This is a genomic window from Nocardiopsis sp. NPDC006198, assembly GCF_040613895.1.
GTDB classification, from domain to species: domain Bacteria; phylum Actinomycetota; class Actinomycetes; order Streptosporangiales; family Streptosporangiaceae; genus Nocardiopsis; species Nocardiopsis tropica.
Window position 1 is genome coordinate 56,645 of the sequence record NZ_JBEXSY010000027.1, and the last position, 25,947, is coordinate 82,591.

The 25,947-nt window shown below is 73.5% G+C and carries 15 protein-coding genes and 1 pseudogene; 12 read left to right on the forward strand and 4 right to left on the reverse strand.

The genetic code is table 11. From position 1 onward, the window contains the following. Nucleotides 1-26 precede the first annotated feature (26 nt). The 4 genes from ABZ234_RS19490 to ABZ234_RS19505 form a co-directional block, all read right to left on the reverse strand. Nucleotides 27-1,211, reverse strand: a complete 1,185-nt coding sequence (locus ABZ234_RS19490) for a thioester domain-containing protein (protein ID WP_355013010.1) — start codon at nucleotides 1,209-1,211, stop codon at nucleotides 27-29. 298 nt (nucleotides 1,212-1,509) lie between these two features. Then, a complete protein-coding gene (locus ABZ234_RS19495; RefSeq protein WP_355013011.1) occupies nucleotides 1,510-2,736 on the reverse strand; it encodes a thioester domain-containing protein in 1,227 nt (408 codons plus the stop codon). Between the two features lie 603 nt (nucleotides 2,737-3,339). After that, on the reverse strand, nucleotides 3,340-4,551 hold the full coding sequence (locus ABZ234_RS19500; RefSeq protein WP_355013012.1) for a thioester domain-containing protein: 1,212 nt from the start codon (nucleotides 4,549-4,551) through the stop codon (nucleotides 3,340-3,342). A 410-nt stretch (nucleotides 4,552-4,961) separates the two neighbouring features. Next, a complete protein-coding gene (locus ABZ234_RS19505; RefSeq protein ID WP_355013013.1) occupies nucleotides 4,962-6,137 on the reverse strand; it encodes a Cys-Gln thioester bond-forming surface protein in 1,176 nt (391 codons plus the stop codon). Between the two features lie 318 nt (nucleotides 6,138-6,455). Here ABZ234_RS19505 and gatB point away from each other — a divergent pair, with 318 nt between their 5' ends. The 12 genes and pseudogenes from gatB to ABZ234_RS19565 all read left to right on the forward strand — a co-directional run. Continuing rightward, nucleotides 6,456-7,952 (forward strand): Asp-tRNA(Asn)/Glu-tRNA(Gln) amidotransferase subunit GatB, encoded by a 1,497-nt coding sequence (gene gatB, locus ABZ234_RS19510; protein ID WP_267946499.1) that lies wholly within the window; start codon nucleotides 6,456-6,458, stop codon nucleotides 7,950-7,952. Nucleotides 7,953-8,391: 439 nt separating this feature from the next. Further along, nucleotides 8,392-11,097 carry an EAL domain-containing protein gene (locus tag ABZ234_RS19515; RefSeq protein ID WP_355013014.1) on the forward strand — a complete coding sequence of 902 codons (2,706 nt, stop codon included), beginning with the start codon at nucleotides 8,392-8,394 and terminating at the stop codon, nucleotides 11,095-11,097. 369 nt (nucleotides 11,098-11,466) lie between these two features. After that, nucleotides 11,467-13,248 (forward strand): annotated as a pseudogene (locus ABZ234_RS19520) (acetolactate synthase large subunit); the annotation flags it as partial. A gap of 20 nt (nucleotides 13,249-13,268) precedes the next feature. Beyond that, on the forward strand, nucleotides 13,269-13,793 hold the full coding sequence (ilvN, locus tag ABZ234_RS19525; protein ID WP_267946497.1) for an acetolactate synthase small subunit: 525 nt from the start codon (nucleotides 13,269-13,271) through the stop codon (nucleotides 13,791-13,793). A 115-nt stretch (nucleotides 13,794-13,908) separates the two neighbouring features. After that, a complete protein-coding gene (gene ilvC / locus ABZ234_RS19530) occupies nucleotides 13,909-14,904 on the forward strand; it encodes a ketol-acid reductoisomerase (protein WP_267946496.1) in 996 nt (331 codons plus the stop codon). Nucleotides 14,905-15,068: 164 nt separating this feature from the next. Then, on the forward strand, nucleotides 15,069-16,658 hold the full coding sequence (gene serA / locus ABZ234_RS19535; RefSeq protein WP_344176499.1) for a phosphoglycerate dehydrogenase: 1,590 nt from the start codon (nucleotides 15,069-15,071) through the stop codon (nucleotides 16,656-16,658). Between the two features lie 421 nt (nucleotides 16,659-17,079). Then, the gene (locus ABZ234_RS19540) at nucleotides 17,080-18,021 is read left to right on the forward strand and encodes a hypothetical protein (protein ID WP_355013015.1); all 942 of its coding nucleotides are present in this window, start codon (nucleotides 17,080-17,082) and stop codon (nucleotides 18,019-18,021) included. Then, nucleotides 18,018-20,003: a glycosyltransferase family A protein gene (locus ABZ234_RS19545; protein ID WP_355013016.1), complete on the forward strand. Its 1,986-nt coding sequence runs from the start codon at nucleotides 18,018-18,020 to the stop codon at nucleotides 20,001-20,003. The genes ABZ234_RS19540 and ABZ234_RS19545 overlap by 4 nt, the downstream gene beginning before the upstream one ends. Continuing rightward, nucleotides 20,000-21,604, forward strand: a complete 1,605-nt coding sequence (locus tag ABZ234_RS19550) for a glycosyltransferase (protein WP_355013017.1) — start codon at nucleotides 20,000-20,002, stop codon at nucleotides 21,602-21,604. Before ABZ234_RS19545 ends, ABZ234_RS19550 begins: the two co-directional genes overlap by 4 nt. 14 nt (nucleotides 21,605-21,618) lie before the next feature. Then, entirely contained in the window at nucleotides 21,619-23,157 is a 1,539-nt protein-coding gene (locus tag ABZ234_RS19555) for a glycosyltransferase family A protein (protein ID WP_355013018.1), read from the forward strand. 721 nt (nucleotides 23,158-23,878) lie between these two features. Next, complete coding sequence (locus ABZ234_RS19560; RefSeq protein WP_267946490.1) at nucleotides 23,879-24,943, forward strand: 3-isopropylmalate dehydrogenase; 1,065 nt, start codon at nucleotides 23,879-23,881, stop codon at nucleotides 24,941-24,943. A 241-nt stretch (nucleotides 24,944-25,184) separates the two neighbouring features. Continuing rightward, the coding region (locus ABZ234_RS19565) for a branched-chain amino acid aminotransferase (protein ID WP_355013019.1) at nucleotides 25,185-25,947 on the forward strand (763 nt) is incomplete at its 3' end.

Genomic DNA, 25,947 nt, shown 5'->3' on the forward strand with positions numbered 1-25,947 from the left:
GCGTCTCCGGCTCCGGCCGCGCGGCCCTAGTCGGCGGTTCCCGTCCCCGCCGCCGCCCTGCGCCTGCGGGCCAGGAGGAGGAGCACCGCCCCGACCCCCAGGACGAGCGCACCGGCCGCGACCAGGGCGGCGACCGCGCCGCCGGTCAGGGCCAGCGGCCGCTCGTCGCGGTCCCCGGGGTCCGTGCCGCCGGCCGCCCCGGCGGGGCTCTCGGAGGTCTCGATCGGAGGCGGGGTCCCGCCCTGCGCGTCCCAGGCCGCGGAGGCGGAGTCCGACACGGTGATCTCGCTGTCCTGGGCGGTGATCAGGGTCTGGGTGGGCTCGTCCGACTCGCCCCTGAACAGGCGCCCGGTCCGGACGGTCGCCTCGGCCTCCAGGGTGAAGGTCGCCTCGCCCGCCCCGGCGTCCGCGGGAACGGCGAAACCGACCGTGGAGCCGTCGCCGACCCCGGTCACCGGCTCCCCGCTCCCGAGGTCCACCAGCTCCACGCCCTCGGGGGCGTCCACGGTCACCGGGACCTCCTCGGCGCTGGTCTCCACGGTGAACTCGCCGACGGTCCCGCCGGCCAGCCCGGAGCCGCGGTCGGGGCTGACGGTCAGCGCCGACCCCGGCTCGTCGGGCGTCTCCTCCGCGTGCTCCACGAGGTGGTCGTAGAGCCGGACGACGTCGCCCTCGACGACCCCGGCCTCCAGTTCGGGTCCCTGGTGGACCTCCTCCAGGTCGAGGCCGTTGCTGAAGTGCCAGATCGCCGCCTGGGTCGCGGTCAGCGCCTCCGACGCGTCCACGCCCGCGATGCCCGTGTCCTCGCGCAGCTCCCCGAGGCCGGTGACCGGATAGGAGTTGAGGAGGATCCACCGGACCTTGCCCGGCTCGGCGAAGTCGCCCCTGCCGGGGTAGGTGTCCCACCGGTCCTCGCGGTACCAGGCGTCGCCGACGATGCCGGTGCGGAAGTCGATGCAGTAGGCGGTGAGGAGCTGGTCGCCCTCCAGGTCGACGTTGAACGTGCTCGTGGTCGTGTACGTCTCGCCCCTCATGGTGACGGCGTGGCCGTGCTCGGCGACGCCCGTGTACTGCCCGCGCACCGAGTAGACGGCCGGTTCGGCGGGGAGGGAGGCCGCGGGGGCGGCGGGGCCGAGGACGAGCGCCGAGACCGCGGCGACCGCGAGGACGGGGCGTGCGGGACCGGGACGGGGGATGGGCACGTGCGTCACATCGCTTCCTGAGGTGCTGCCGTGCCGAGGAGGCTCGGGGCCGGAGGCCGGTGCGGCACGGGAGGGCAGAGGGGGAGGAACTGCCACGGGAGCGGGGGCGCGCAGGGAGTTCCGGTCGCGGTGAGGGGCCTACCCGGCCGATGCTAATGACCCGGACCCGCGCCTCCAACCCGGTGAGGCGGGATTATCGCGGTGTGTCCGGAAGCGGTCACGGTGTGAACGCCGAAGGGCCCGCCCGCGTGGTCTCCCACGGGGACGGGCCCTCGGCCACGGCCGCCCGGAGGCGGCCGGAGGAGGACTAGGCGTCCAGGTCCTCGGAGTCGGCCGCCGCCTTGCGCTTGCGGCTCAGGTAGACCGCTCCACCGCCGGCGCCGAGCGCGGCGATGCCCGCCGCGACCAGTCCGGCCAGGGCCCCGCCGGTGACCGGCAGGCTCGGCCGGTCACTGTCGTCGACGGGGGCCGAGGGCGTGTCGCTGGGCTCGACGCTGGGGCTCGGGGCCGGGGACTCCGGCGGGGTGGGCTCCCCGGACGGCTGCTCGGTGGGCCCCTCCGACGGCTCCTCGGTGGGAGGCGCGGTCTCACCGCCGCCCTCCCAGCCGGCGGAGGCGGAGGCGGACACGGTCACATCGCGGTCCCCGGCGGTGATCAGGGTCTGGGTGGGCTCGTCCGACTCGCCCTTGAACAGGCGGCCGGTCGCGACGGTCGCGGTGGCCTCCAGGGAGAAGGAGGCCTCGCCGGCGTCGGCGCCGGCGGGGACGGAGAAGCCGACCGTGTCGCCGTTGTCGACCGTGTCGACGGCCTCGCCGGTCTCGATGTCGACCAGGGTCACGCCGGGGGGCGCCTGCAGGTCGACCGGGATGGCGGAGGCGTTGGTCTCGATGGTGAACTCGCCGACGGTCCCGCCCGCGGTGCCGGAGGCGGTCTCGGGGGTGACGCTCAGGGCGGGGCCCGGCTCCTGGGGAAGGTCCTCGGCGTTCTCGACCAGGTAGGTGTACACCTTCTCGATGCCGCCCGGGTCCCGCGCGGTGAGTTCGGCGCCGTTGCTGAAGTGCCAGATCGCGGCCTGGGTGGCGGCGAGCGCCTCCGGGGCTCCGAAACGGGAGGCGCTCCCTCCGGTCAGCCCGGCGGCCTCCGCCAGGGCGGCGGCGCTCACGGACGGGTACGAGTTCTGGAGGATCCAGCGCACCTTGCCGGGTTCGGCGAAGTCGCCCTCGCCCGGGTAGTTCGCCCAGGCGTCCTCCTTGTACCAGGCGCTGGGGCGGATGCCCGTTTCGAGGTCGATGCAGTAGGCGTCGAGGAGGGTGCCGTCCTCGAGTTCGAGCTCGAAGAGGTTGGTCCCGGCGTTGGCACCGTTCATACGGACGGTCGTGCCGGTCTCGGCGTTGCCGAGGTACTGGGCGCGGACGGAGCCCTCGTAGGTCTCGGCGGGGTCGGCGGCGGCCGGGGCGGCCAGGCCGAAGGCGAGGAACGCGGCGGCGGAGGCGGCCAGGGCCGTGCGGCCGGCGGCGCGGGGGAAGTGCGTCACATCATGTCCTGTCGTGGTTCTGCCGGGCGGCCCGGAGAAGCGGCGGGGTGCGCGGCGGTGCTGTCGGCCGGAACGTCCGGACCCGTGGGAGCGGAGGGAGGACCCTGACCCGGGACGGAGGGCCGACAGGCCCGGAAGGGCCGGGGCCGTGGGGCGCCCGGAGCTCCCGGGGCCCGGCAGAAGAGGTGTGTGTCAGACCGGTGTTCGTGGTGCGGTCCCGGCGGCGCCGACCTGGCGCGGCGGCATCCGCACGCCGGGACAGGTGTGGCCGCAGGGGTCCGACAATGAAGACGTCGGAGCGCCCTCTCCGGTTGTCCACACCGGGGAAACAGATCTGGCGGGAGCGTGAGCTCGGCCATAGCGTGGAAACAGGGGGGTCCCCGGGGCCCGCCCGCTTGGCGCTGCCCGCCCCCACCCTGCCCCGCTCCCGCACCGCCCGCGCGGCCCCGTCCCGCCCGACCCCCGCCGGACCCACCCGCGCCCGGCGTCCCGCCCTGGACCTTCCCTCCGCCTTCCCACCCCGCACACGCGAAGGGCCCGCCCGCGTGGTCTCCCACGGGGACGGGCCCTCGGACGCCACCGCCCGGAGGCGGCCGAAGGGGACTAGCCCTCCAGGTCCGCGGCGTTGGCGGCCTTGCGCTTGCGGCTCAGGTAGATCGCTCCACCGCCGGCGCCGAGCGCGGCGATGCCCGCGGCGACCAGGCCGGCGAGCGCGCCGCCGGTGACCGGCAGGGTCGGCTCGTTGCTGTCGTCAGCGGGGGCCGAAGGCGTCTCGCTGGGCGTCTCGCTGGGGCTCGGCGTCGGGGCCGGGGACTCCGGCTCGCTGGGCTCCTCGGTCGGCTCGCTGGGCTCGTCGGTGGGGGGCGTGGTCTCGCCGCCCTCCTCCCAGGTGGCCGAGGCGGAGGCGGTGACCGTGGTCTGGCCGCCCTGGGCGGTGATCAGGGTCTGGGTGGGCTCGTCCGACTCGCCCTTGAACAGGCGGCCGGTCGCGACGGTCGCGGTGGCCTCCAGGGAGAAGGAGGCCTCGCCCGGGGCGGTGCCCTCGGGGACGGAGAAGCCGACCGTGTCGCCGTTGTCGACCGTGTCGACGGCCTCGCCGGTCTCGATGTCGACCAGGGTCACGCCCTCGGGCGCCTGCAGGTCGACCGGGATGGCGGAGGCGTTGGTCTCGATGGTGAACTCGCCGACGGTCCCGCCCGCGGTGCCGGAGGCGGTGCCCGGGGTGATGCTCAGGGCGGCGTCGGGCTCGACGGTCTGCGGCAGGTCCTCGGCCGCGCCGACCAGGTACTCGTAGACGGCGGTGACGCCGTCGCTGTTGTCGCCGTCGAGGGTCATGCCGTTGCTGAAGTGCCAGATGGCGGCCTGGGTGCCGCCCAGGGCGTCGGCGTCGCTGAGGCCCTCGAACTCGGCCTCGGCGCCCAGCTCCGCCGCGCTCAGCGCGGGGTAGCCGTACTGGAGGATCCAGTGGACCTTGCCGGGCTCGGCGAAGTCACCCTGACCGGGGTAGTTCTCCCACTTGTCCTCGCGGTACCAGGCATCGCCGACGATGTTGGTGTGGTAGTCGATGCAGTACGTGGTGAGGAGGGTGCCGTCCTCCAGCTCCAGGTTGAACAGGCTGGTGCGCGCACCGCCGCCGTCCATGTTGACCCGGGTGCCGTTCTCGGCGTTGCCGATGTACTGGCCGCGGACGGAACCTTCGTAGGTCTCCACGGGCTCGGCGGAGGCGGGGGCCGCGAGGCCGAGGGCCAGGAACGCCGAGGCGGTGGCCGCCAGGCCCGCGCGCCCGACGGTGCGGGGGAATGAGGAGTTAGTCAAGTTGTGTCCCGGTGTCTTCTAGGGGTAACCGGATGGAGTGCCCGTCCAAGAGGCCGAACGGGCCGGTGGGACGGTTGCGGTGGACAACGGCGCACGACGCGTTCAGGGGAGGTTCTGGATTCGCCGTGTTCGCTCGCCCGTTTCCGGGGTCACCACGTCGGGGTCGGGGACGCGGCGCCGTGTGGGGTGGGCGCGATCGTCCGGTGGGGCTCGCTGTGACGCGGGAGCGGGCCGCGCTCGCCGTGGAATGCCAACCGCCCGGCCGATACTAGCGACCCGCTTGGCCACTTCCAACCCGGTTCGACGAAAATGTGACGTGATACGGGCAGGAAAAAAACCGACCCGGACAAATCCGCATTATGACCCGAAGTTATGGATCGGGGACCGTGAGACAGGCGTGAGTTGTGGGATCAACCGCGACGTTTGCGGCCCAGAACCAGGATGAGCAGGCCGGATACCACCAGGGCGCCCGCGATGATGAGCAGCCCGGACAGCCAGGTGCCGGTGCGCGCCAAGCCCTCCCCGGGGATTCGGTCATCCGCTCCCGGGGGGGTCTCGACCCCGGTGGGAGCCTCGTCGGGGGCTTCACCGAGGGCCGGGGGCTCCTGCGAGGGCGCGGGCTCCGGGGTCTCCTCGGGGCTCAGCTCCGCCGTCTGCTCGGGGTGCCAGGTGAACGTCGCGGAGGCCGAGCTCGTCGCCGAGACCTCCTCGGCGGTGATCAGCGGCTGCGTGCGCACGCCGTCCCGGCCGGTGAACAGACGCCCCTCCGGCAGGGACACGTCCTGGCCGAGCAGGTGCAGGGTAACCACCCCGGCCGGGACCGACGGGTCCACGTCGAGGAAGAGCTCGGCGCCGTCGTCCGCCTGGGTCACCTGGTCGCCGGCCCCGTCCACCAGCCACGCCGCCGGAGCGCCGCGGACCGAGACCTGCACGGGGTCCGCCGCGGAGCTGTGCACCGTGAGCGGGCCGAGGGGTTCGTCGGGCGCGACCTCCTCCACGTGGGAGGGCGAGAGCTCCAGTGAGCGCGCGGTCGTGTGGTCGGCCGCCGCCCCGCTGCCCGCCACCAGGAACTCGTAGAGGGCGACGACCCCGAGGTCGTTCGCGGAGCGGTCCGGCTCCGCCCCCTCCAGCACGTGCCACAGGGCGGCCTGGGTGGCCGCGATGGCCCCGGCCTCGTCCAGCTGGACCAGGCCGGTCACCTGCGCCAGGAGGCCGAGGTCGACCGCCGGGTAGGAGTGGGAGACGATCCAGTTCGCGCGGTCGGCGGGCGCGGGGGACGGGTCGGGCCCCGTCCCCGTCCACCCGGGGTTGTCCGACCACGCCGACTCGACGTAGGCGGTGCGCGGCCGGACCTCCTCCTCCACCCGGGCCGCGTAGGCGCGGACCGAGGCCTCGTCGGCCACGCGCAGGCTGAAGAGCGCCGTGTCGACCTCCTGGCCGTCGGCGAGGACGAGTGCCGCCCCCTCGACGGGGTCGCGGTCCACACGTGAGAAGTCGTCGGCGTCGGCGGCGGGTGCGCTGACCAGAGCGCCTGTCAGGGCGGCCGAGGCCAGCAGCGCGGCGCACCGACGCAGGATGCCGGACATGCTCTTGCGCTCCCGTGCGAAGGGCGGAGGGCCGTCGGGGCCGACCGGCGAAATCATCTTCCTGGGGAACACAGACTAGTCGCTCAAGCACCCTGGGTGATCGGTCGACGCCTGGACAGCGGCCCAATCGTGTACTCGCCGTGACATCCGCGGGGGCGGACGGCGCCCCGGGCGCGCCTGCGGCGCGGGGCCGGGCACTCCACCCCCGGGCGCTCGGTAGGCTGACCTGGAAGGTATGTCCTCTACGGAAACGGGTTTGCGGCGATGGCCCACGCGGTAACTCCTAGCCCTGCCAAGAGCGGTGGCGAACCCACCCCGGTGGCCTACGAGCAGGCGCTGACCAGGTACGAGCCCGTCCTCGGTCTGGAGACCCACATCGAGTTGGGCACCGCCTCCAAGATGTTCTGCTCCTGCCCCACCGGCTTCGGCGCGGAGCCGAACACCCAGGTCTGCCCTGTCTGCCTCGCGTTCCCGGGCTCCCTCCCGGTGGTCAACGAGAAGGCCGTCGAGGGCGCGATCCGCCTGGGTCTGGCGCTGAACTGCTCCATCGCGCCCTGGGGCCGGTTCGCCCGGAAGAACTACTTCTATCCGGACATGCCGAAGAACTACCAGATCTCGCAGTACGACGAGCCGATCTGCGTGGACGGCCACCTCGACGTCACCGTCGACACCCCCGACGGCCCGCGCGAGTTCCGCGTGGAGATCGAGCGCGTCCACATGGAGGAGGACACCGGCAAGACCTCCCACGTGGGAGGGGCGACCGGCCGCATCCACGGCGCCACCTACTCGATCGTCGACTACAACCGCGCGGGCATCCCGCTGCTGGAGATCGTCACCCGGCCCATCACCGGCACCGGCGAACTAGCGCCCCTGGTGGCGCGCGCCTACGCCGCCGAGCTGCGCGACCTGGTCCGCTCCCTGGGCATCTCCGACGTGCGCATGGAGGAGGGCTCCATGCGCTGCGACGTCAACGTGTCCATCCAGCCGGTCGGCACCGCCGAGTGGGGCACCCGGAGCGAGACCAAGAACGTCAACTCGCTGCGCTCCGTCGAGCGCGCCGTGCGCTCCGAGATCGAGCGCCAGGCGGGCGTCCTCGACGCCGGGCACAGGGTCGTGCAGGAGACCCGCCACTTCCAGGAGAACACCGGCCGCAGCATCTCCGGCCGCTCCAAGGAGGAGGCGCAGGACTACCGGTACTTCCCGGACCCCGACCTCGTCCCGGTGGCCCCGACCGAGGAGTGGATCGAGGAGCTCCGCGCCACGCTGCCGGAGCTGCCCGCCGCCCAGCGCGCCAGGGTCAAGGCCGAGTGGGACCTCAGCGACACCGAGCTGCGGGACCTGGTCAACGCCGGTGCGATCGAGCTGGTCGAGGCGACCGTGGTCGCCGGTGCCCCGTCCGCCGAGGCGCGCAAGCTGTGGCTCAACGAGCTGTCCCGCCGCGCCACCGAGCAGGAGGTCGAGCTGGGCGCCCTGCCCATCACGCCCGCCCAGGTCGCGCGGATCATCTCCCTGGTCTCCGAGGGCACGCTGACCAACAAGCTCGCCCGCCAGGTCGTGGAGGGCGTGCTGGCCGGTGAGGGCGGGCCCGACGAGGTCGTCGAGGCGCGCGGCCTCCAGGTGGTCAGCGACGACGGCGCGCTGGGCGCCGCCGTGGACGAGGCCATCGCCGCCAACCCGGACGCCGCCGACAAGGTGCGCGGCGGCAAGCTCGCCGCGGCCGGCGCGCTGGTGGGCGCCGTCATGAAGGCGACCCGGGGCCAGGCCGACGCCGGACGCGCCCGGGAGCTCATCCTGGAGAGGCTCGCCGGGGCATGACCCCCTTCCGGGCCGGTCGGGCGACGACCGGCCCGGTCCCTCCCGGAGCCGGTCCGCCCGCCGTGCGGCGGGTCCCGGCGCCGCCGGGGCGCGGCGGGCCGGGAGGGGGGCCCACGGCGCGTCGCGCGCGCGGCGCGAGGCCCGCGCGCCATGGTGACTCCGGGTCACCATTCTGTCGTCATCTCTCATCCGGTCCTCAATCGCTGTGTGACCTTGGTTGCGTAGGGTTGCGACGCACGGGGGCGTGCGCGGTCGCTCCGGCCGCCCCGCCGCCGGGCTCGTCCCGGTCCCGCGAGAACCCGGGCGGCAGACCGCGGTACCTGGCGCTGTGCCGCGCCGGTACTCGAACGACGCGAGGTGGGTGCTCCATGTACGAGGAGAGAGCGCGACGGCGGCTGCGTGCCGCGACGGTCGCGACACGCCCGCGGGGAGGTCGGTGATGGGAACCCGGGCACGCCGTCTGTGGATCTTCGGCCTGGGCGTGCTGTTCCTGGTCTACGTGGCGGCGGCGTTCGTCCCGCTGGGGTCGACCACCGTCACCGCGGCGTTCGCCGAGTGGCCGACGGCGCTGGCCGCGGGCGTCGCCGGACTCTCCCTGCTCCTGGCCTCGCGGCGCTGGGCGGCGACCGGGGCCGACCGCGACGCGCACGTCGACGGGGCCGACGGCCCGGCCGCGCTGCGGCACCTCGGGTTCGCCGCGCTCGCCTGGTGCGCGGGTGGCGTCACTCACGGTCTGACCCGGCTCTTCAGTTCCAGTTCGGTGCTCTCGCTCACTCTGGGTGATCTTTTCGCGCTCGCCGCGCTGCCACTCTTCGTGGTGGGGTTCACCCGGTTCGCCCCCTGGCCGGGCGGACTGCGCACCGCGATGCGCCACATCACCGACAGCTACGTGTGCGCCGCCGCGGTGTTCTCCGTGGTGTGGCTGCTGCTGTTCTCCCCCCTCTACGAGGAGCTCGGGGAGGGCGCCGGGTTCCTGGGGTTCGCCCTGGTCTACCCGGTCGCCGACATCGTCGTCCTGTGCCTGCTCGTCCCGCTGGTGTTCATGTCGCCGCACAGCACGCGGCGCGCGGTGCTGCTGGCCATCGGGGCGCTCATCGTCATCGCCGGTTCGGACATGATCGGCGCGCTCACCCGCCTGACCGGGGTCCCCATCGCCGGGGGCGTCGAGCACCCGATCAAGTTCCTGGGCTTCGCCCTCCTGGGCGCCCTGCCGTGGCTGATCGAGCACCGGCCGGGCGCCGATCCCCGCCGGATCACGGGGAGGGGCCTGTACCGGTTCGCGCCCGAGCTGGCGGCGGTGGGGGCGGTGGCCGTCGCCGCCGTGGTGCTCACGGTGGCCGGGGTCCGGCTGCCCGGGGTGGCCCCGGTGCTCCCGCTGGCGGCGGGGACCGCCGTGATCGTGCTCCTGGTGCGGGTGCTGGGCATGCTGGAGGAGAACGCGACCCTCGCCCGCATGGTCCGCAACCGCGAGGGCCACTTCCACGAGCTGGCGCGCAACAGCGGGGACGTCATCCTCATCCTCGACCGGGACGGGGGCGTGTTCTACGTCAGCCCGGGGACGGCCGAGGCGTTCGGCTACCGCCTGGACGACGTGCTCGCCGCGCCCGTCACCGCGCTGATCCACCCCGAGGACCTCGCGCGCACGAAGGCCGTCACGGACCTGTTCACCGAGCGCGGCTCGCAGGGCGTGCACCTGCGGCTGCGGGTGCGGGCCGCCGACGGGACCTGGCGGCACACCGAGTCGACCGCCTCCCTGTACGAGCAGCCGGGGGAGCCCGACCGCCTGCTGGTGACCACCCGCGACATCAGCGCGCAGGTGGCCCTCCAGGACGAGGTGGAGCACCTGACGTTCCACGACGGGGTGACCGGGCTTCCCAACCGGGCGTACCTGGAGGAGCGGGCCAGCGACGTGCTGGCGCACAGGGCGATCAGCGAGGAGCCCACCGAGGACATCGCGGTGATCTTCCTGGACCTGGACGGGTTCACGTCCGTCAACGACTCGGCGGGCCACGTGCGCGGGGACCACCTGCTGGGCCAGGCGGCCCGCAGGCTGCGCGCCGAGGTGGACTCCAACGCCACCCTGGCCCGGTGGGGCGGCGACGAGTTCGCGGTCCTGGTGGAGGGGGTGCCCCGGGCCCAGCGGGTGGTCGACCTGGCCGAGCGCCTGGGCCGCGTGATCGCCTCCGAGCCCTTCCAGGTGGCCGACCGGGACATCATGCTGACCGCCAGCACGGGGGTGGCCTTCGCGGAGCCCACCACCGACAGCGGCGAGCTGCTGCGCAACGCCGACGTGGCCATGACCAGGGCCAAGGAGCGCGGCGCGGGGCACGTGGAGGTCTACGCCGCCCATATGCACGACATGGTCGTCTCCCGCCTGGAGCTGCAGATACGCCTGCGCGAGGCGCTGGCCAACGGCGACTTCTTCCTGGAGTACCAGCCGGTCGTCGACCTGGGCACCTCCCAGGTGACCTCGGTGGAGGCGCTGGTGCGCTGGGACCGCGACGGGGAGGCGGTCGGTCCGGACGCGTTCCTCGGCGCCGCCGAGGAGTCGGGGCTGATCGTGCCGCTGGGGGAGTGGATCCTCCGCGAGGCGTGCGAGAAGGTCGCGGTGTGGCGGCTCTCGGACTGGGACATCGGCCTGTCGGTCAACCTGTCCGTGAAGCAGGTCCTGTCGCCCCGCTTCATGGAGACGGTGGCCGGCGTCCTCGCCGAGACGGGGCTGTCCTCCGACGTGCTCACCCTGGAGGTGGACGAGGAGGTCCTGCTGGACGACGGCGGCGAGGCGGTGCAGCGCCTGGCGGAGCTCCGGGAGCTGGGCGTGCGGCTGGCCATCGACGACTACGGCATGGGCTACGCGTCGCTGGCGCACCTGCGGCGGCTCAGCGTGGACGCGATCAAGATCGACCCGTCCTTCATCGCCGACCTCGGGCGCGACGACACGGTCACCCTGCTCACCCACACGATCATCCAGCTGGGCCGCGACCTGGGGGTGCAGGTGGTGGCGGAGGGCATCGAGCGCCCCGAGCAGCTGGAGCAGCTGAGGGCCATGGGCTGCGACCACGGCCAGGGCTTCCTGGTGGCCCGTCCGATGCCCGCGAGCGGCGTCGAGTCGCTCGTCGGGGGGGAGGCCGGGGTCAACCTCTGACCCCGGACGCGCCCCCCGACCCCCCGGTCGCACACGACCCCCGCCACGTGTTCTGTGTTACACGCGGTGGGGGTCTTGTGGTGGTTGGTCCAGTTCAGAAGGGCTTCTCAGCGAGGGGTGCGGTCGCATGCTGACATATGAGTCTCACATAATGAGACATTATGTCGTTCTTGTTGACGGGCGGCCCCTCCGTCGGCCAATGTGGTCAACGTGCAGAACACCTCCCTGATCCTCGTACTTGGTCGGCGCGCAGCCCACTGAGTTTCTTCTGCTGCGCGCCACCCCTCAACCGCCACAGGGCGGTGGGGGTTTTTTTATTGCCAGGCAGGGACCAGACCCACCAAGCCAGAGCCCCAGCACCGCTCTGGAACCTCGCTGAAGGATCTTGAGATGACCGAGCAGATGACCGGCGCCCAATCGCTGATCAGGTCGCTGGAGCAGGTCGGCGTTGACACTGTCTTCGGGATTCCCGGCGGTGCCATCCTCCCGGCCTACGACCCGCTCTACGACTCGGCCGAGGTGCGCCACATCCTCATGCGCCACGAGCAGGGGGCCGGGCACGCCGCCGAGGGCTACGCCTACGCGACCGGCCGGCCCGGGGTGTGCATGGCCACCAGCGGGCCCGGCGCCACCAACCTGGTGACCCCCCTCGCCGACGCCCACATGGACTCGGTCCCGATGGTCGCCATCACCGGGCAGGTCGCGGCCCCCATGATCGGCACGGACGCCTTCCAGGAAGCCGACATCTGCGGCATCACGATGCCGATCACCAAGCACAACTTCCTGGTCAAGAACGCCCGCGACATCCCCCGGACCATCGCCGAGGCCTTCCACATCGCCTCCAGCGGACGCCCCGGGCCGGTCCTGGTCGACATCTCCAAGGACGCGCTCCAGGCCTCCGCCGACTTCGTCTGGCCCGAACGCCTCGAACTCCCCGGCTACCGGCCGGTCACCAAGCCCCACGGCAAGCAGGTCCGCGAGGCGGCCCGCATGATGGCCGAGGCCCGCCGCCCCGTCCTGTACGTCGGCGGCGGCGTCCTGCGCGCCGGCGCCGCGGCCGAGCTGCGCGTCCTCGCCGAGATCACCGGCGCCCCCGTCGTCACCACGCTGATGGCCCGGGGCGTCTTCCCCGACAGCCACCCGCAGTTCGTGGGCATGCCCGGGATGCACGGCGACGTCAGCGCCGTCGGGGCCCTCCAGAAGGCCGACCTCATCGTCGCCCTGGGCGCGCGCTTCGACGACCGCGTCACCGGCAGGCTCGACAGCTTCGCCCCCGACGCCAAGATCGTCCACGCCGACATCGACCCGGCCGAGATCTCCAAGAACCGCCACGCCGACGTGCCCATCGTCGGCGACTGCCGCGAGGTCCTCGCGGACATGGTCGTGGCCGTCCGCGCCGACCAGGAGAAGGGCCGGCAGGGCGACTACGAGGCCTGGTGGCAGCAGCTCAACCGCATGCGCACCACCTACCCCAAGGGTTACGAGGCCTCCGACGACGGCAGCCTCTCCCCGCAGGCCGTCATCCAGCGCCTGGGCCAGATCGCCGGCCCGGAGGCCACCTACGTCGCGGGCGTCGGCCAGCACCAGATGTGGGCCGCCCAGTTCATCGACTACGAGCGCCCCGGATCCTTCGTCAACTCCGGCGGGCTCGGCACCATGGGCTTCTCCGTCCCCGCCGCCCTGGGCGCCAAGGTCGGCGACCCCGACCGGGTCGTCTGGTCCGTGGACGGCGACGGCTGCTTCCAGATGACCAACCAGGAACTGGCCACCTGCGCCATCGAGGGGATCCCCGTTAAGGTCGCGGTGGTCAACAACGGCAACCTGGGCATGGTCCGCCAGTGGCAGACCCTCTACTACGAGGGCCGCTACTCCAACACCGACCTCCAGACCTCGCCCCGGGACGAGAAGGTCCGGATCCCCGACTTCGTCCGCCTCGCGGAGGCGTACGGTTGTGTCGGCCTGCGCTGCGAGCGCGCCGAGGACATCGACGCCACCATCGAGAAGGCCATGGCGATCGACGACGCACCCGTCGTCGTGGACTTCACGGTCAACCACGACGCCATGGTCTGGCCGATGGTCGGCCCCGGCGTCAGCAACGACAACATCCAGTACGCGCGCGACATGGCGCCGAACTGGGAACACGAGGACTAAGAGGAGAAGGCCGAACCACCATGAGCAGTCACACGCTTTCCGTTCTGGTGGAGGACACCCCGGGTATCCTCGCCCGCGCCTCCTCCCTCTTCTCCCGCCGCGGCTTCAACATCGACTCACTCAGTGTCAGCACCACCGAGTACCCAGGACTGTCCCGGATGACAATCGTGGTCAACTGCGACCTCCACCCCTTGGAGCAGGTGACCAAACAGCTCAACAAGCTGGTCAACGTCGTCAAGATCGTGGAGATGGACACCACCGCGTCGGTCCGGCGCGAGCTCCTGCTCGTCAAGGTCAAGGCCGACGCGTCGAGCCGCACCCATGTGCTTCAGACGGCCGAGCTGTTCCGCGCGCACATCGTGGACGTCAGCCCGGACGTCGTCGTCATCGAGGCCGTCGGCGACCCGGAGAAACTCGATGCCCTGGTGAGGAACCTGGAGCCGTTCGGCATCAGGGAGCTCGTCAAGTCAGGGCTGGTCGCCCTGGGCCGCGGGCCGCGGTCGATCACCGACCGTTCCCTCCGCACCGTCGACCGCAGCGCCTGAGGCCGCCGGGCGCCCGGGAGGGCGCCGGAGCCGCGGGCCCTCCCGGCCGACCGGCGGGCGCGGACGACCGCCCACCCCGACCCCACACGTACGCAAGAACAAGGAGCATTCCCAAGTGGCAGCACAGATGTACTACGACGACGCCGCGGACCTCGCGCTCATCCAGAGCAAGAAGGTCGCCGTGATCGGCTACGGCAGTCAGGGGCACGCGCACGCGCTGTCGCTGCGCGACTCGGGCGTGGACGTGCGGGTCGGCCTCGCCGAGGGCTCCAAGAGCCGCGCCAAGGCCGAGGAGGAGGGCCTGCGCGTCGTCACCCCCGCGGAGGCCACCCGCGAGGCCGACGTCATCATGATCCTGGTCCCCGACCACATCCACCGGGACCTGTACGCCGAGGAGATCGCGCCGAACCTCGAGGAGGGCAACGCCCTGTTCTTCGGCCACGGCTTCAGCATCCGCTACGGCCTCATCAAGCCGCCCGCGGGCGTGGACGTGGCCATGGTCGCCCCCAAGGGCCCGGGCCACCTGGTCCGCCGCCAGTTCGAGGCCGGGCGCGGCGTGCCCTGCCTGGTCGCGGTCGAGAAGGACGCCAGCGGACAGGCCTGGGACCTGGCCCTGTCGTGGGCCAAGGGCATCGGCGGCACCAAGGCGGGCGTGATCCGGACGACGTTCACCGAGGAGACCGAGACCGACCTGTTCGGTGAGCAGGCCGTGCTGTGCGGCGGCACCGAGGAGCTGGTCAAGGCCGGTTTCGCCACCCTGGTCGAGGCGGGCTACCAGCCGGAGATCGCCTACTTCGAGTGCCTGCATGAGCTCAAGCTGATCGTCGACCTCATGTACGAGGGCGGCATCTCCAAGATGAACTGGTCGGTGTCCGACAACGCGGAGTACGGCGGCTACACCCGCGGCCCGCGCGTCATCACCGAGCAGACCCGCGAGGAGATGCGCAAGATCCTCGGCGAGATCCAGGACGGCTCCTACGCCAAGGAGCTCATGGACGAGTTCGACGCCGGCCAGCCGACCTTCAAGAAGCGCCGCGAGGCCGAGCAGAACGAGAAGATCGAGAAGGTGGGCGCCGAACTGCGTCCGCTGATGAGCTGGCTCAAGGCCTAGGGGACCGGGCGAGGACCCCGTGAACCGGGGGCAGGTGGACTACACCACCTGCCCCCGTCGGGCTTCCCTACCCGGGCAGTAGACTTTTGATCGGCCGTCCCACCCGATCCGGGCAGTGCCAACCACCTGCGCGATCGGGTCGCACCACCCGAAAAGGAACCGTTGTGCCCAAACCCGCCGTACTCGTAGCGGAAGAACTCTCGCCCGCCGGAATCGCGCTGCTCGAAGAGGACTTCGAGGTGCGCCACGTCAACGGCGCCGACCGGTCCGAGCTCCTGCCCGCCCTCGCCGACGTCGACGCCCTGATCGTGCGCAGCGCGACCAAGGTGGACGCCGAGGCCCTGGCCGCGGCCTCCCGGCTCCAGGTGGTCGCCCGCGCGGGCGTCGGCCTGGACAACGTGGACGTGGACGCCGCCACCAAGGCGGGCGTCCTGGTGGTCAACGCCCCGACCTCCAACATCATCAGCGCCGCGGAGCAGGCCATCAACCTGCTGCTGGCCAGCGCCCGCAACACCGCCCCGGCCCACAACGCCCTCATCAACGGCGAGTGGAAGCGGTCCAAGTACACCGGCGTCGAGCTGTACGAGAAGACCGTCGGCGTCGTCGGCCTCGGCCGGATCGGCGCCCTCGTGGCGCAGCGCCTGTCGGCCTTCGGGACCAAGGTCATCGCGTACGACCCGTTCGTGCAGCCCGCCCGCGCGGCGCAGATCGGTGTGGAGATGACCACGCTGGACGAGCTGCTGGAGCGCTCCGACTTCATCACCATCCACCTGCCCAAGAACAAGGACACCCTGGGCCTCATCGGTGACGAGGCGCTGAGCAAGGTCAAGCCGACGGTGCGCGTCATCAACGCCGCGCGCGGCGGCATCCTGGACGAGGACGCGCTGTACCGGGCCCTGAAGGACGGCCGTGTCGCCGGCGCGGGCATCGACGTGTTCGCCAAGGAGCCCTGCACGGACAGCCCGCTCTTCGAGTTCGAGAACGTCGTGGTCGCCCCCCACCTGGGCGCGAGCACCGAGGAGGCGCAGGAGAAGGCCGGCACGCAGGTCGCGCGCTCGGTCAAGCTGGCGCTGTCGGGCGAGTTCGTGCCGGACGCCGTGAACGTGCAGGGCACCGGCGTGGCTGAGGAGATCAAGCCGGGCCTGCCCCTCACCGAGAAGCTCGGCCGGGTCTTCACCTCCCTCGCGGGCACCATCGCCAGCCGCATCGACGTCGAGGTGCGCGGCGAGATCGCCGCCCACGATGTGAAGGTCCTGGAGCTGGCCGCTCTCAAGGGCGTGTTCGCCGACGTGGTCGAGGACACGGTGACGTTCGTCAACGCCCCCCTGCTCGCGAAGGAGCGCGGTGTCGAGGTCAACCTCGTCACCAGCGACGACAGCAGCGACTGGCGCAACCTGATCTCGGTGCGCGGCGTCCTCGCCGACGGCACCCGGGTGTCGGTGTCCGGGACCCTGACCGGCCCGCGCCAGATCGAGAAGCTGGTCGAGATCAACAACTACACCATGGAGATCGGCCTGGCCGAGCACATGGTGTTCCTGGCCTACGAGGACCGCCCCGGCGTCGTCGGCAAGGTCGGCGCCCTGCTGGGCGACGCGGACGTCAACATCGCGGGGATGCAGGTCATCCGGGACCAGGAGGGCGGCAAGGCGCTGATCGCGCTCACCGTCGACTCCGCCGTGCCCGAGGAGATCCTGTCGTCGATCTCGGGCGAGATCGACGCGGACATCAGCCGCCAGATCGACCTGGAGGACTAGGGCCCGCGGCAGAACCGCGGGGCCGCGCCGCGACCACGGCACAGCCTGGAGGGCCGCTCCCACCGATCGGTGGGAGCGGCCCTTTTCCGTGCGCGGCGCCCTGCGCGCGGAAGGCCGGTGCGGCGCCCCGCGACAACGGGGGAGAAAAGCCGTTCCTGGCCACGGATGTCACCTTTTTTGAATTTCCTTGGGAAATGTCCCAGGTGTACCTGATGGGTGCACGGAGAAGGGTCGAAGGGGGATCCGGCCTCGTGTTATGTGAAGGTTATTTCTTTTCCTGTGCAAGGATATCGCTGGTCATGGTGCTCGTGTCCGTCCGGATCCGCGCTTGTGGAGTCCTTCTCGAACGGGTTCGGGTGTCGGCGGGGTCGCTGTCCTGGATTCCGCCTCCATAGTTCGACTCGATGCCGGGGGGATTGAATTGCATTTTCCACGTCGACGGTTCGCGGTGGCGCTGGGGGCGGCCGTGGCGGCCTGGGCGGGAACGCTCCTGGTGATGCTCGTGTACGGGGTGGTCGACATCCGGTCCGCGCTCCACCTCACCGCCCTTTCCGGGGCCTTCGGCGCGGTCGGGCTCCTCGCGGTCCTCGTGCGGCGCAACACCGCGCAGCTGCGGTCGCTCCGGCTGAGGTTCGACCGGCACGCGCGCGAGATCGCCGAGATCGCGGGGGAGAACCGGAGCGAGCTCTTCGCCCGCGCCGACGACCTGACCGGCCGCCTCGCCCGGATGGAGGAATCGGTGCACGCGCTGTGCGACGCGTCCGCGGGAGGGGGCGGGGAGCGTGCGGTCCCCGCCGTGCGGGAGCCGGGAACCCCGGCGGAGGGGAGGGCCGTCCGCGAGCTGGAGGCGCTCCTGGGTCCTGACGCGCCCATGCCGGCGCCCGGGGAGGACGGGGTCTCCCCCGAGACGGTGGAGCGGGTCGTCAGGGCGGTGCGGGACCGGCGTCCGCACCTGGTGGTGGAGGTCGGCAGCGGCGCGTCCACGCTCTGGCTGGGCCTGGCGCTCCGCCGGTTCCGGGCCGGGAGGCTGGTGGCGCTGGAGAGCGACCCCCGGTGCGCGGGCCTGGTCCGGGCCATGGTCGCGGCACACGGGCTCTCCGGGGTCGTCGAGGTGCGCGGAGCCTCGGACCTGGACGGACTGCACGGCATCGACCTCCTGCACCTCACCCGCGTGACGGGGGCGGCGGGGGTCGACGCGGTCCCTGACCTCTTCGACCGCTGCGCCCCGGGCGCGCTGGTCATCCCCGGGGAGGACCACGGGGCCCGGGGCCCGGGACGCGGGAGGGCGTCGGCCGAGCGCTCCGACGCCGTCCTCGGGGCAGGGGCCTCCGCGGACGCGGTGCGGGCCCGGGCCGCCTCGTGACCGGGGGAGAGCTCGCGGACGCCCTGCGGCTCCGGGGCTCCCTCCCCACCCTGGTCTGCCACACCGGCGCCGCGGCTGCGGAAGCGGTCGGGGAGCTCGGCCTCGGCGCCGGGGACAGGGCGGTCGACCTGGACCGGGTCGTCGTCGGGGAGCCCGGGGCCGGAGGCGGACCGGCGGATCCGCACGCGGGCGTGGTCGCCGTCGTCGCCGCGACGGCGACCGACCTGAGGAGGGCGCTGGTCCCCCTCGGGATCCTGCCGCCCGCGCCGTTCGTGGTGGTGGTCCTCCTGGAGGTCCCCTCCCACCAGGGGCCTCCGGTCCCGGTGGCGCCGGCGCCGGGGGAGTGGTCGGAGCTTCTGGAGCTGCGTGTGCGGCGCCTGGCCGGCGGAGGCTGGTCGTGCGAGGCGTGCTTCGAGGACCCCGTGTCCGTGCACAGGGTGGCGGGCGCCCTGGCACGGGGGGTCGTCGGCGGCCGGCCGGGGGCCGCGCCGGTCCCGGCGGTGTCGGTGCTGGGCGCGGACGCGGGTCTGTGGTGCCCCGGCGGCGCCCGGGTGGCCGATCCCCTCAAGGCGGACGTGGTGCTGCGGGTGGGGCCCGCGGAGCCCGGCGGCCCCGTCGTCCCCGAGGGCGCGAGGGGAGGCGGTGTCCGCCGGCTGAGCGTGGAGGAGTCCTCGTGGGCGGCCGCGGGGCGGCCGGGCGGCACGGTCCACGGCCGTTTCCGGGTGGAGGACGTGCCGCCCGTCGACGAGCGGACGGTGAACCCGACCGGGTTCGTCGGCCGGGCGGGCCCGAAGGTGGGACGCCTGGTCTCCCGGGGCGGGCGCTGGGTCCTGGTCTCGGGAGGATCGGTGCGGTGGCGGGTGCCCGAGGACGGCACCGTGACCGACGTGGACGTCGCCCGGTTGCGGGACCTGCGCGCCGTGGACGTGGAGTGGGGGCGGCACAGCGGTCCGCTGGCGGCGGTGCGGGCGGTGGCGGGACTGGCCGCGGCGGGGGTCCCGCTCGTCGGCGGCCCGGTGCCGCCGTGGGCCCGGTGCCTCGGAGCCGACCTGTGCGCGCTGGTCGCCTCGGTCGGAGCGGACGAGCTCGCGGACGGACTGGTGCGGGAGGAGCACAGCGTCCGGTTGCGCCGGGCGGCCCTGGGAACCCACGGCGTGCGCGCGCGGTGGAGGGACCTGGGGGCGGCGGCCGGCGTCGGGGGACCGCCCGACCCGGCGGTGTCGGTGGTGCTGTGCACCCGGCGGCCGGAGATGCTCGGGTTCGCGCTGCGCCAGGTGGCCCGCCAGCGCGGTGTGGAGGTGGAACTGGTCCTCGGGCTGCACGGGTTCGGCGAGGACGCCCCGGGGGTCCGGGAGGCGACGGCCGCCTTCCGGAGGACCGGCCGCGCCCTGCAGGTCTTCCGGCCCGACCCGGACGCGGTCCTCGGATCGGTGCTGAACGAGGGGATCGCCCGGGCGAGCGGCTCGGCGGTCGCCAAGATGGACGACGACGACTGGTACGGGCCGGACCACCTCGCCGACCTGGTGCTGGCGCGCCGCTACTCCGGCGCCGACGTCGTGGGCAGCGCCGCGGAGTTCGTCTACCTCGAGACCCTCGACCTGACGGTGCGGCGGAGCGCCCCGACGGAGTGCCTGTGGCGGCGGGCCGCAGGGGGAACCCTCCTCATGGACCGCACGGCGGTGGAGGAGGTCGGCGGTTTCCCGCCGGTGGGCACGGCCGAGGACACGGGCCTCTTCGCCGGGATCGAACTCCTCGGCGGCCGCGTCTACCGCGGCCACGGCCTCAACTACGTCCTGCGCCGCAGGGCTTCGGGACACACCTGGGACGTCGGCGCGGGCCACTTCCTCCGCAACGGCGCGGAGCGGCGCCGCGGATGGCGGCCCAGCGCGCTCCTGGAGTCCGAGGCCGCGGACGCCCCCGCAGGGGCGGCGCCGTGGGAGATCCGTGGAGAGCCGACCGTGAGGGAGGGGAGCAGGGGATGACGCTCGTCCGGGAGGGCGCCCTCGACCGCCGCGGGCGGGGGGAGCGCGGTCCGCGGCCGCTGATCCGCCACAACGACTACTCGGTGCTGGAGCCGCCCGGGCTGGGCGCGTGGGAGCCCGAGCTGGGGGTCGGCGTGGTCGTCCGGGCGTTCGGCGGGCAGGAGAAGCTCGATCTGACGCTGGCGTCGCTGGCCGCGCAGACCTATCCGGCACGGCTCACGGAGGTCGTGGTCGTGGACGACGGCAGCGACCCGCCGCTCAGGCTGCCGCAGGTCCGGCCCGCGAACACGCGGATCGTGCCGGCCCGGCCCGGGGGCTGGGGCAGGGGGCACGCGGTGAACACCGGCGCGGCCGCCACGGAAGCGGACGTGGTCCTGTTCCTCGACGCCGACATGATCGCCTTCCGGGACCACGTCGAGGCGCAGATGCGCTGGCACCACCTCGCCGACCACCTCGTGGTCACCGGCCACCTGCGGTGCGTCGGCCACGGGACGGGACTGCCGAGCCCGGCGGAGGTGGCCGACGCCGTCGGCCGCGGGGAGCCGGAGGCCCTGGTCGAGGGGCCGGGCGAGGAACTGGCGTGGCTGCGCAGGGCCTACGACCGCAAGGAGGACCTGCGCACCGCCGGATACGAGGCGTTCTCCTACTTCATCGGGGGCACCGGCTCGGTGCGCCGGGAGCTGCTGGCCGAGTGCGGGGGGACCGACCCCGAACTGCTCCTGGGAGAGGACACGCACCTGGCGTACCGGCTGGCGCAGCGCGGCGCGGTGTTCGTCCCGGAACTCGACAGCAGCAGCTGGCACCTGGGCCTCCCGGAGATGGAGCTCCGCAAGGCGGAGGGCGTCCGGTACAGGGTCCCCTTCGTCGGCAACCGCATCCCCCGGCTCGGCGTGCGCCGGGGCGCGGGCGTCCGGCAGTGGCAGGTGCCCTGCGTGGACGTGGTGGTGGAGGTGGAGGGGGCCCGGTTCGAGGCGGTGTCGGACACGGTGGAGCGCCTGCTGGGGGGTGACGCGGCGGATGTGCGGATCACGCTGGTGGGGCCGTGGCGGCGTGCGCGCTCCGGGGGGCGCGCCGTCCCGGACGGTCCGGGCCCCGACACGGCGGCGCTGCGGGAGGCCTTCCGGTGCGAGTCGCGGGTGGTGTTCGCCGAGGAGGTGCCGCGGGAGGACCCGGACGTCCCGTTCCGGCTCCTCCTCCCCCCGGGCCTGCCGCTCGCCCGGCACGCCGTCCGACGCATGGTGGAGGAGGCGGACAGGGCCCGCGCCGGGCTGCTCCGCGCCGTGGTCCCGGGGAGCGACCGAGGCGGACCCCGCCTGGAGCGCACCGCGGCGTTCGCCCGGGCCCGTCGGCTGGCGGACCGGCCGGAGGAGGTCGAGGCCCTGGTCGGAGAGGTCAGCGCCGTGCACTGGATCGACGGCGAGTCCCAGCTGCTCACGGAGGAGGACCGGCCGCCCGACCCCCCGGAGGACTGGCGGAGCGCGCTGGCGCTCGCCGAGCGGGAGGCCGCGGAGCAGGAGGCGAGGGCCGGACGCCTGGAGCGCAGGTACCGCTGGCTGACGGGCACCCGCAGCGGCAGGTTCGTGCGCCGGGTCATCGGATGAGGGGGATCGGCGGTATGGCGGAGACGGTCGGGACACGGGGCCGCGCCGGCGCGCCGGCGGGACGGAACGGGGCGGGCACCGCCCGCGTCCGCCGCAACGACCACCCGGCACCGGAGCCGCCGGACCCGGGCGGATGGGAGCCGGAGCTGGACGCCGTCGTGGTCGTCCGGGCGTGCGGCGCGCGGGGGAGGCTCGGCCCGACGCTGGCGTCGCTGGCCGCGCAGACCTATCCGGCGCGGCTCACGGAGGTCGTGGTGGTGGACGACGGCGGCACACCGGTCCGGCTGCCGCAGGTCCGCCCGGAGAACACGCGGATCGTCGCCGCCGGCCCCGGCCGGTCGGGGCCGCAGGACGCGGTACGGGCGGTGGCGGAGTCCTCCCCGGACGCGGCGGTGCTGTGGCTGGAGGCCGGAACGGAGGTCGGCCGCACCCACGTGGAGGCGCACATGCGCCGGCACCACCTCGCCGACCACCTCGTGGTGCTGAGCGGGGCGGCCTCCCCGGAGCCGGACGGGGGACCGGGACCGGAGGCCGCGGCCTCCGGGGGCCGCGATCCCTCGGAGGGACCGGGGAACGCGGGACACCGGGGGTGGCGCGCCCTCGCCGGGTCGGCCTGGTCGGTGCGGGGCGGGCTGCTGGCCGAGTGCGGGGGGAGCGGCCCCGCCGCGCTCGTGGGAGGGGAGGACCACCTGGCGTACCGGCTGGCGCAGCGGGGCGCGGTGTTCGTCCCGGAGCCCGCTGCGGGGGTCAGGGGCCCCGGCGTGCCGCGGGGGGACGGTGACGCACGATTCCACCGGCTCCGCCTGGAGGACAGGGTCCCGCTCCTGCGCTCCCGCCGGGCCTCGCGCCGCCGGGAGTGGCAGGTGCCCTTCGCGGAGGTGGTGGTGGAGGTGGCGGGGGCCCGGTTCGAGGCGGTGTCGGACACGGTGGAGCGCCTGCTGGGGGGTGACGCGGCGGATGTGCGGATCACGCTGGTGGGGCCGTGGCGGGACGTGCCGTCCGGCAGGCACGCCGTCCTGGACGATCCGGACGCGGAGCCGAGGCTGGTGAGGGAGGCCTTCCGGTGCGAGTCGCGGGTGGTGTTCGCCGAGGAGGCGCCGCGGGCGGACCCGGACGTCCCGTTCCGGCTCCTGGTTCCGCCCGGGGCGCCCGTGCGCCCCGGGGCCGTGGACGCCCTGGCCGCCGCGGCGGACGCGTGCGGTGCGGGCCTCGTCCGCGTACGCGGTGCGGGCGGGCTCCGCCTGGAGCGGACGGCCGCCTTCGCCCGCGCCCGGCGCCTGGGGGCCTCCGGGCCGGACCTCGACGCCGCGGTGGCCGAACTGTGGGGCGAGCACGAGGTCGACCCGGCCGAGGTCCTGGAGGCGGACCGCCCCGGCGGGGAGGGGCCGCCGGCCGACTGGCACAGGCGGATGAGGCGGGCGCTGAGGGCGGCCGACCGGCACCGCGCCGCCGCCGACCGCTGGGAGCGCCGTATCCGGGTGCTCGTCCGCGGCTTCGGCGTGCGGCTGCTACTCGGCCGGACCGCCCGGGGAGCGCGCGTGCAGGGGCCGTGACGGAGTCGGGCCGCCCGGTTGAACTGCGGCGACACCAGCGTGTCTCACATCGTGGGAATTGCTGGTCATATAGTTGGACATCCGATATTCTGAAGTCCTAGGAGTTGGTGGCGTCGGCTCCACCGCCGCACGCCGCCACCCAGTGCCGCGCCCGCTCCGACCGGGGCCCGCGTCGGCGATTCCGGCAGACGAACCCGCCGGGGGCGAGCTCCTGATTCCGGTGGGCACCGCCGCCCACGTTCCGCGCTCCTCCGCCGTTCGGCGCCATCCCGCCGGGCCGCGGCCGCAGAGCGCGCGGCGCCGCAGGGCGCAACCGCGAAGGCCCGTGGCCGGGCCGTTCCCAGGGCCGGTCACGCAACGCATCCGGAGGATCGCATGTACGACATGATCGAGTACCCGACCGCGCCCGACTCCGAGGACGAGCTCAACCGCGCCCTCCAGGACGCCCTGAACCGCCGGGCCTGAGTCCGCCGACCCGTCGCGCGGGGCGCCCCGGCGCCCGGCGGGCGGTCGTGTTCCGGGGGTCGCCGCCCCGGCGGCGCCGCGCGGGCCCCGTCCCGGGGAGGGGGCCGGGGGGAGGTCCGGACCCGCGGCGCACAATCGCGCGGGCGGGACGCCCCGGGTCTCCCGGGCCGGTAAGGTTGTCTCATCCAGTGTTCAATCTGATCTCACCATCTGAGAAATGCCCGGTGGGGTCGTACCCGAAGCAGAGGCAGTCCGTATGGCAGCTCGCACCGTGAAACTGGCCGTCATCCCCGGAGACGGGATCGGCCCCGAGGTCGTGGCCGAAGGGCTCAAGGTGCTGGAGGTCGCGGCCGCCCAGCAGGACCTCGCCGTGGAGACCACCGAGTACGAGCTGGGCGCCAAGCTCTGGCACCGCACGGGCGAGACGCTGCCCGAATCGGTCCGGACCGAGCTGGCCGGACACGAGGCCCTCTACCTCGGCGCGGTCGGCGACCCGTCCGTGCCCAGCGGGGTGCTGGAGCGCGGGCTGCTGCTGCGCCTGCGCTTCGACTTCGACCACTACGTCAACCTGCGCCCGGTCCGCCTGTACCCGGGGGTGGCCAGCCCGCTCGCGGGCGTGGGCCCCGAGGACATCGACATGCTCGTGGTCCGCGAGGGAACCGAGGGCCCCTACGCCGGAGCCGGCGGCGTGCTGCGCAAGGGCACCCCCCACGAGGTCGCCACGCAGGACAGCGTCAACACCCGCTTCGGCGTGGAGCGCGTGGTCCGCTACGCCTTCGAGAAGGCCGCGTCCCGACCGCGCAGGAAGCTCACGCTGGTCCACAAGGACAACGTCCTGACCTTCGCCGGCGAGCTGTGGCAGCGCGTGGTGCGGGAGGTCGGCTCCGAGTACCCGCAGGTCGCCGTGGACTACTGCCACGTCGACGCCGCGTCGATGTTCTTCGTCAACCAGCCCGCGCGCTTCGACGTGGTCGTCACCGACAACCTGTTCGGCGACATCATCACCGACATCGGCGCCGCCATCACCGGTGGCATCGGCCTGGCCGCCAGCGGCAACATCAACCCGGACAACACGTTCCCCAGCATGTTCGAGCCCGTCCACGGCTCCGCGCCCGACATCGCGGGCCAGGGCAAGGCCGACCCCACCGCCACGGTGCTGTCCGCCGCGACGATGCTCGACCACCTGGGGGTCCCCGAGGCGGCCCGCCGCATCGAGAACGCGGTCGCCGCGGACCTCAAGACCCGCGCCCAGGGCGGCGGGTCGCGATCCACGGCCCAGGTCGGCGACGACCTCGCCGCGCGAGTAGCCGAGCAGGGCTGACGCACGTTCCGTCGGCCCTGCCCTTCTCCGAGGCGCGGCCGACGGCAAGGGGCCACCCGCTCGACGGGTGGCACGGTCCCTGGGACCGACACCGGCAGGCGCGCCCGGAACAACCCGAGCGCGCCTGTCGCCGTGTCCGGGCCCCAGGGTCCGCCCTGGCACCGGGTGCGCTCTTCCGCCAGACTGGATTCCAGGTCGGCGGCGCTGCCGACCTGTTGCACCCGAGAGGACCACCGACGACATGAACAACGACACCACCACAGCGGGGTTGACGTTCGACATCCAGCTCTCCGACCGGCGGAAGACCCCGCAGGAGCGGGAGGCACTGCTGGAGGATCCCGGTTTCGGGCAGGTGTTCACCGACCACATGGTGACCATCCGCTACACCGAGGGCCGGGGGTGGCACGACGCCAAGCTGGAGCCGTACGGCCCGCTGAGCCTGGACCCGGCCACATCGGCCCTGCACTACGCCCAGGAGATCTTCGAGGGACTCAAGGCCTACCGCCACCCGGACGGCTCGCTCGCGTCGTTCCGTCCCGAGGCCAACGCCGCCCGGCTCAACAGGAGCGCGGCGCGCATGGCCATGCCGGCGCTTCCCGAGGAGCTGTTCCTCGAGTCCATCGACCTGCTCCTCCAGCACGACGGCGCCTGGGTGCCGGACAAGGAGTACTTCAGCCTCTACCTGCGCCCGTTCATGATCTCGACGGACGTCGGCCTGGGCGTGAACCACCCGTCCCGCAGCTACCTCTACCTGCTGATCGCGTCCCCGGTCGGCTCGTACTTCTCCGGCGGCGTCAAGCCGGTGACCGTCTGGCTGTCCAAGGACTACACGCGCGCGGCCCCGGGCGGGACCGGCGCGGCGAAGTTCGCGGGCAACTACGCGGCGAGCTTCCTCGCGCAGTCCCAGGCGGTCGAGAAGGGGTGCGACCAGGTCGTCTGGCTCGACTCCCGCGAACACCGCTGGGTCGAGGAGATGGGCGGCATGAACCTGTGGTTCGTGTTCG

Excerpts from the sequence above, each read along its gene's own strand:
- ABZ234_RS19505 (WP_355013013.1), bottom strand. The coding sequence starts at position 6,137 with ATGTCCGGCATCCTGCGTCGGTGCGCCGCGCTGCTGGCCTCGGCCGCC.
- ABZ234_RS19515 (WP_355013014.1), top strand. The coding sequence starts at position 8,392 with ATGGGAACCCGGGCACGCCGTCTGTGGATCTTCGGCCTGGGCGTGCTG.
- ilvN (WP_267946497.1), top strand. The coding sequence starts at position 13,269 with ATGAGCAGTCACACGCTTTCCGTTCTGGTGGAGGACACCCCGGGTATC.
- ABZ234_RS19550 (WP_355013017.1), top strand. The coding sequence starts at position 20,000 with ATGACGCTCGTCCGGGAGGGCGCCCTCGACCGCCGCGGGCGGGGGGAG.
- ABZ234_RS19555 (WP_355013018.1), top strand. The coding sequence starts at position 21,619 with ATGGCGGAGACGGTCGGGACACGGGGCCGCGCCGGCGCGCCGGCGGGA.
- ABZ234_RS19560 (WP_267946490.1), top strand. The coding sequence starts at position 23,879 with ATGGCAGCTCGCACCGTGAAACTGGCCGTCATCCCCGGAGACGGGATC.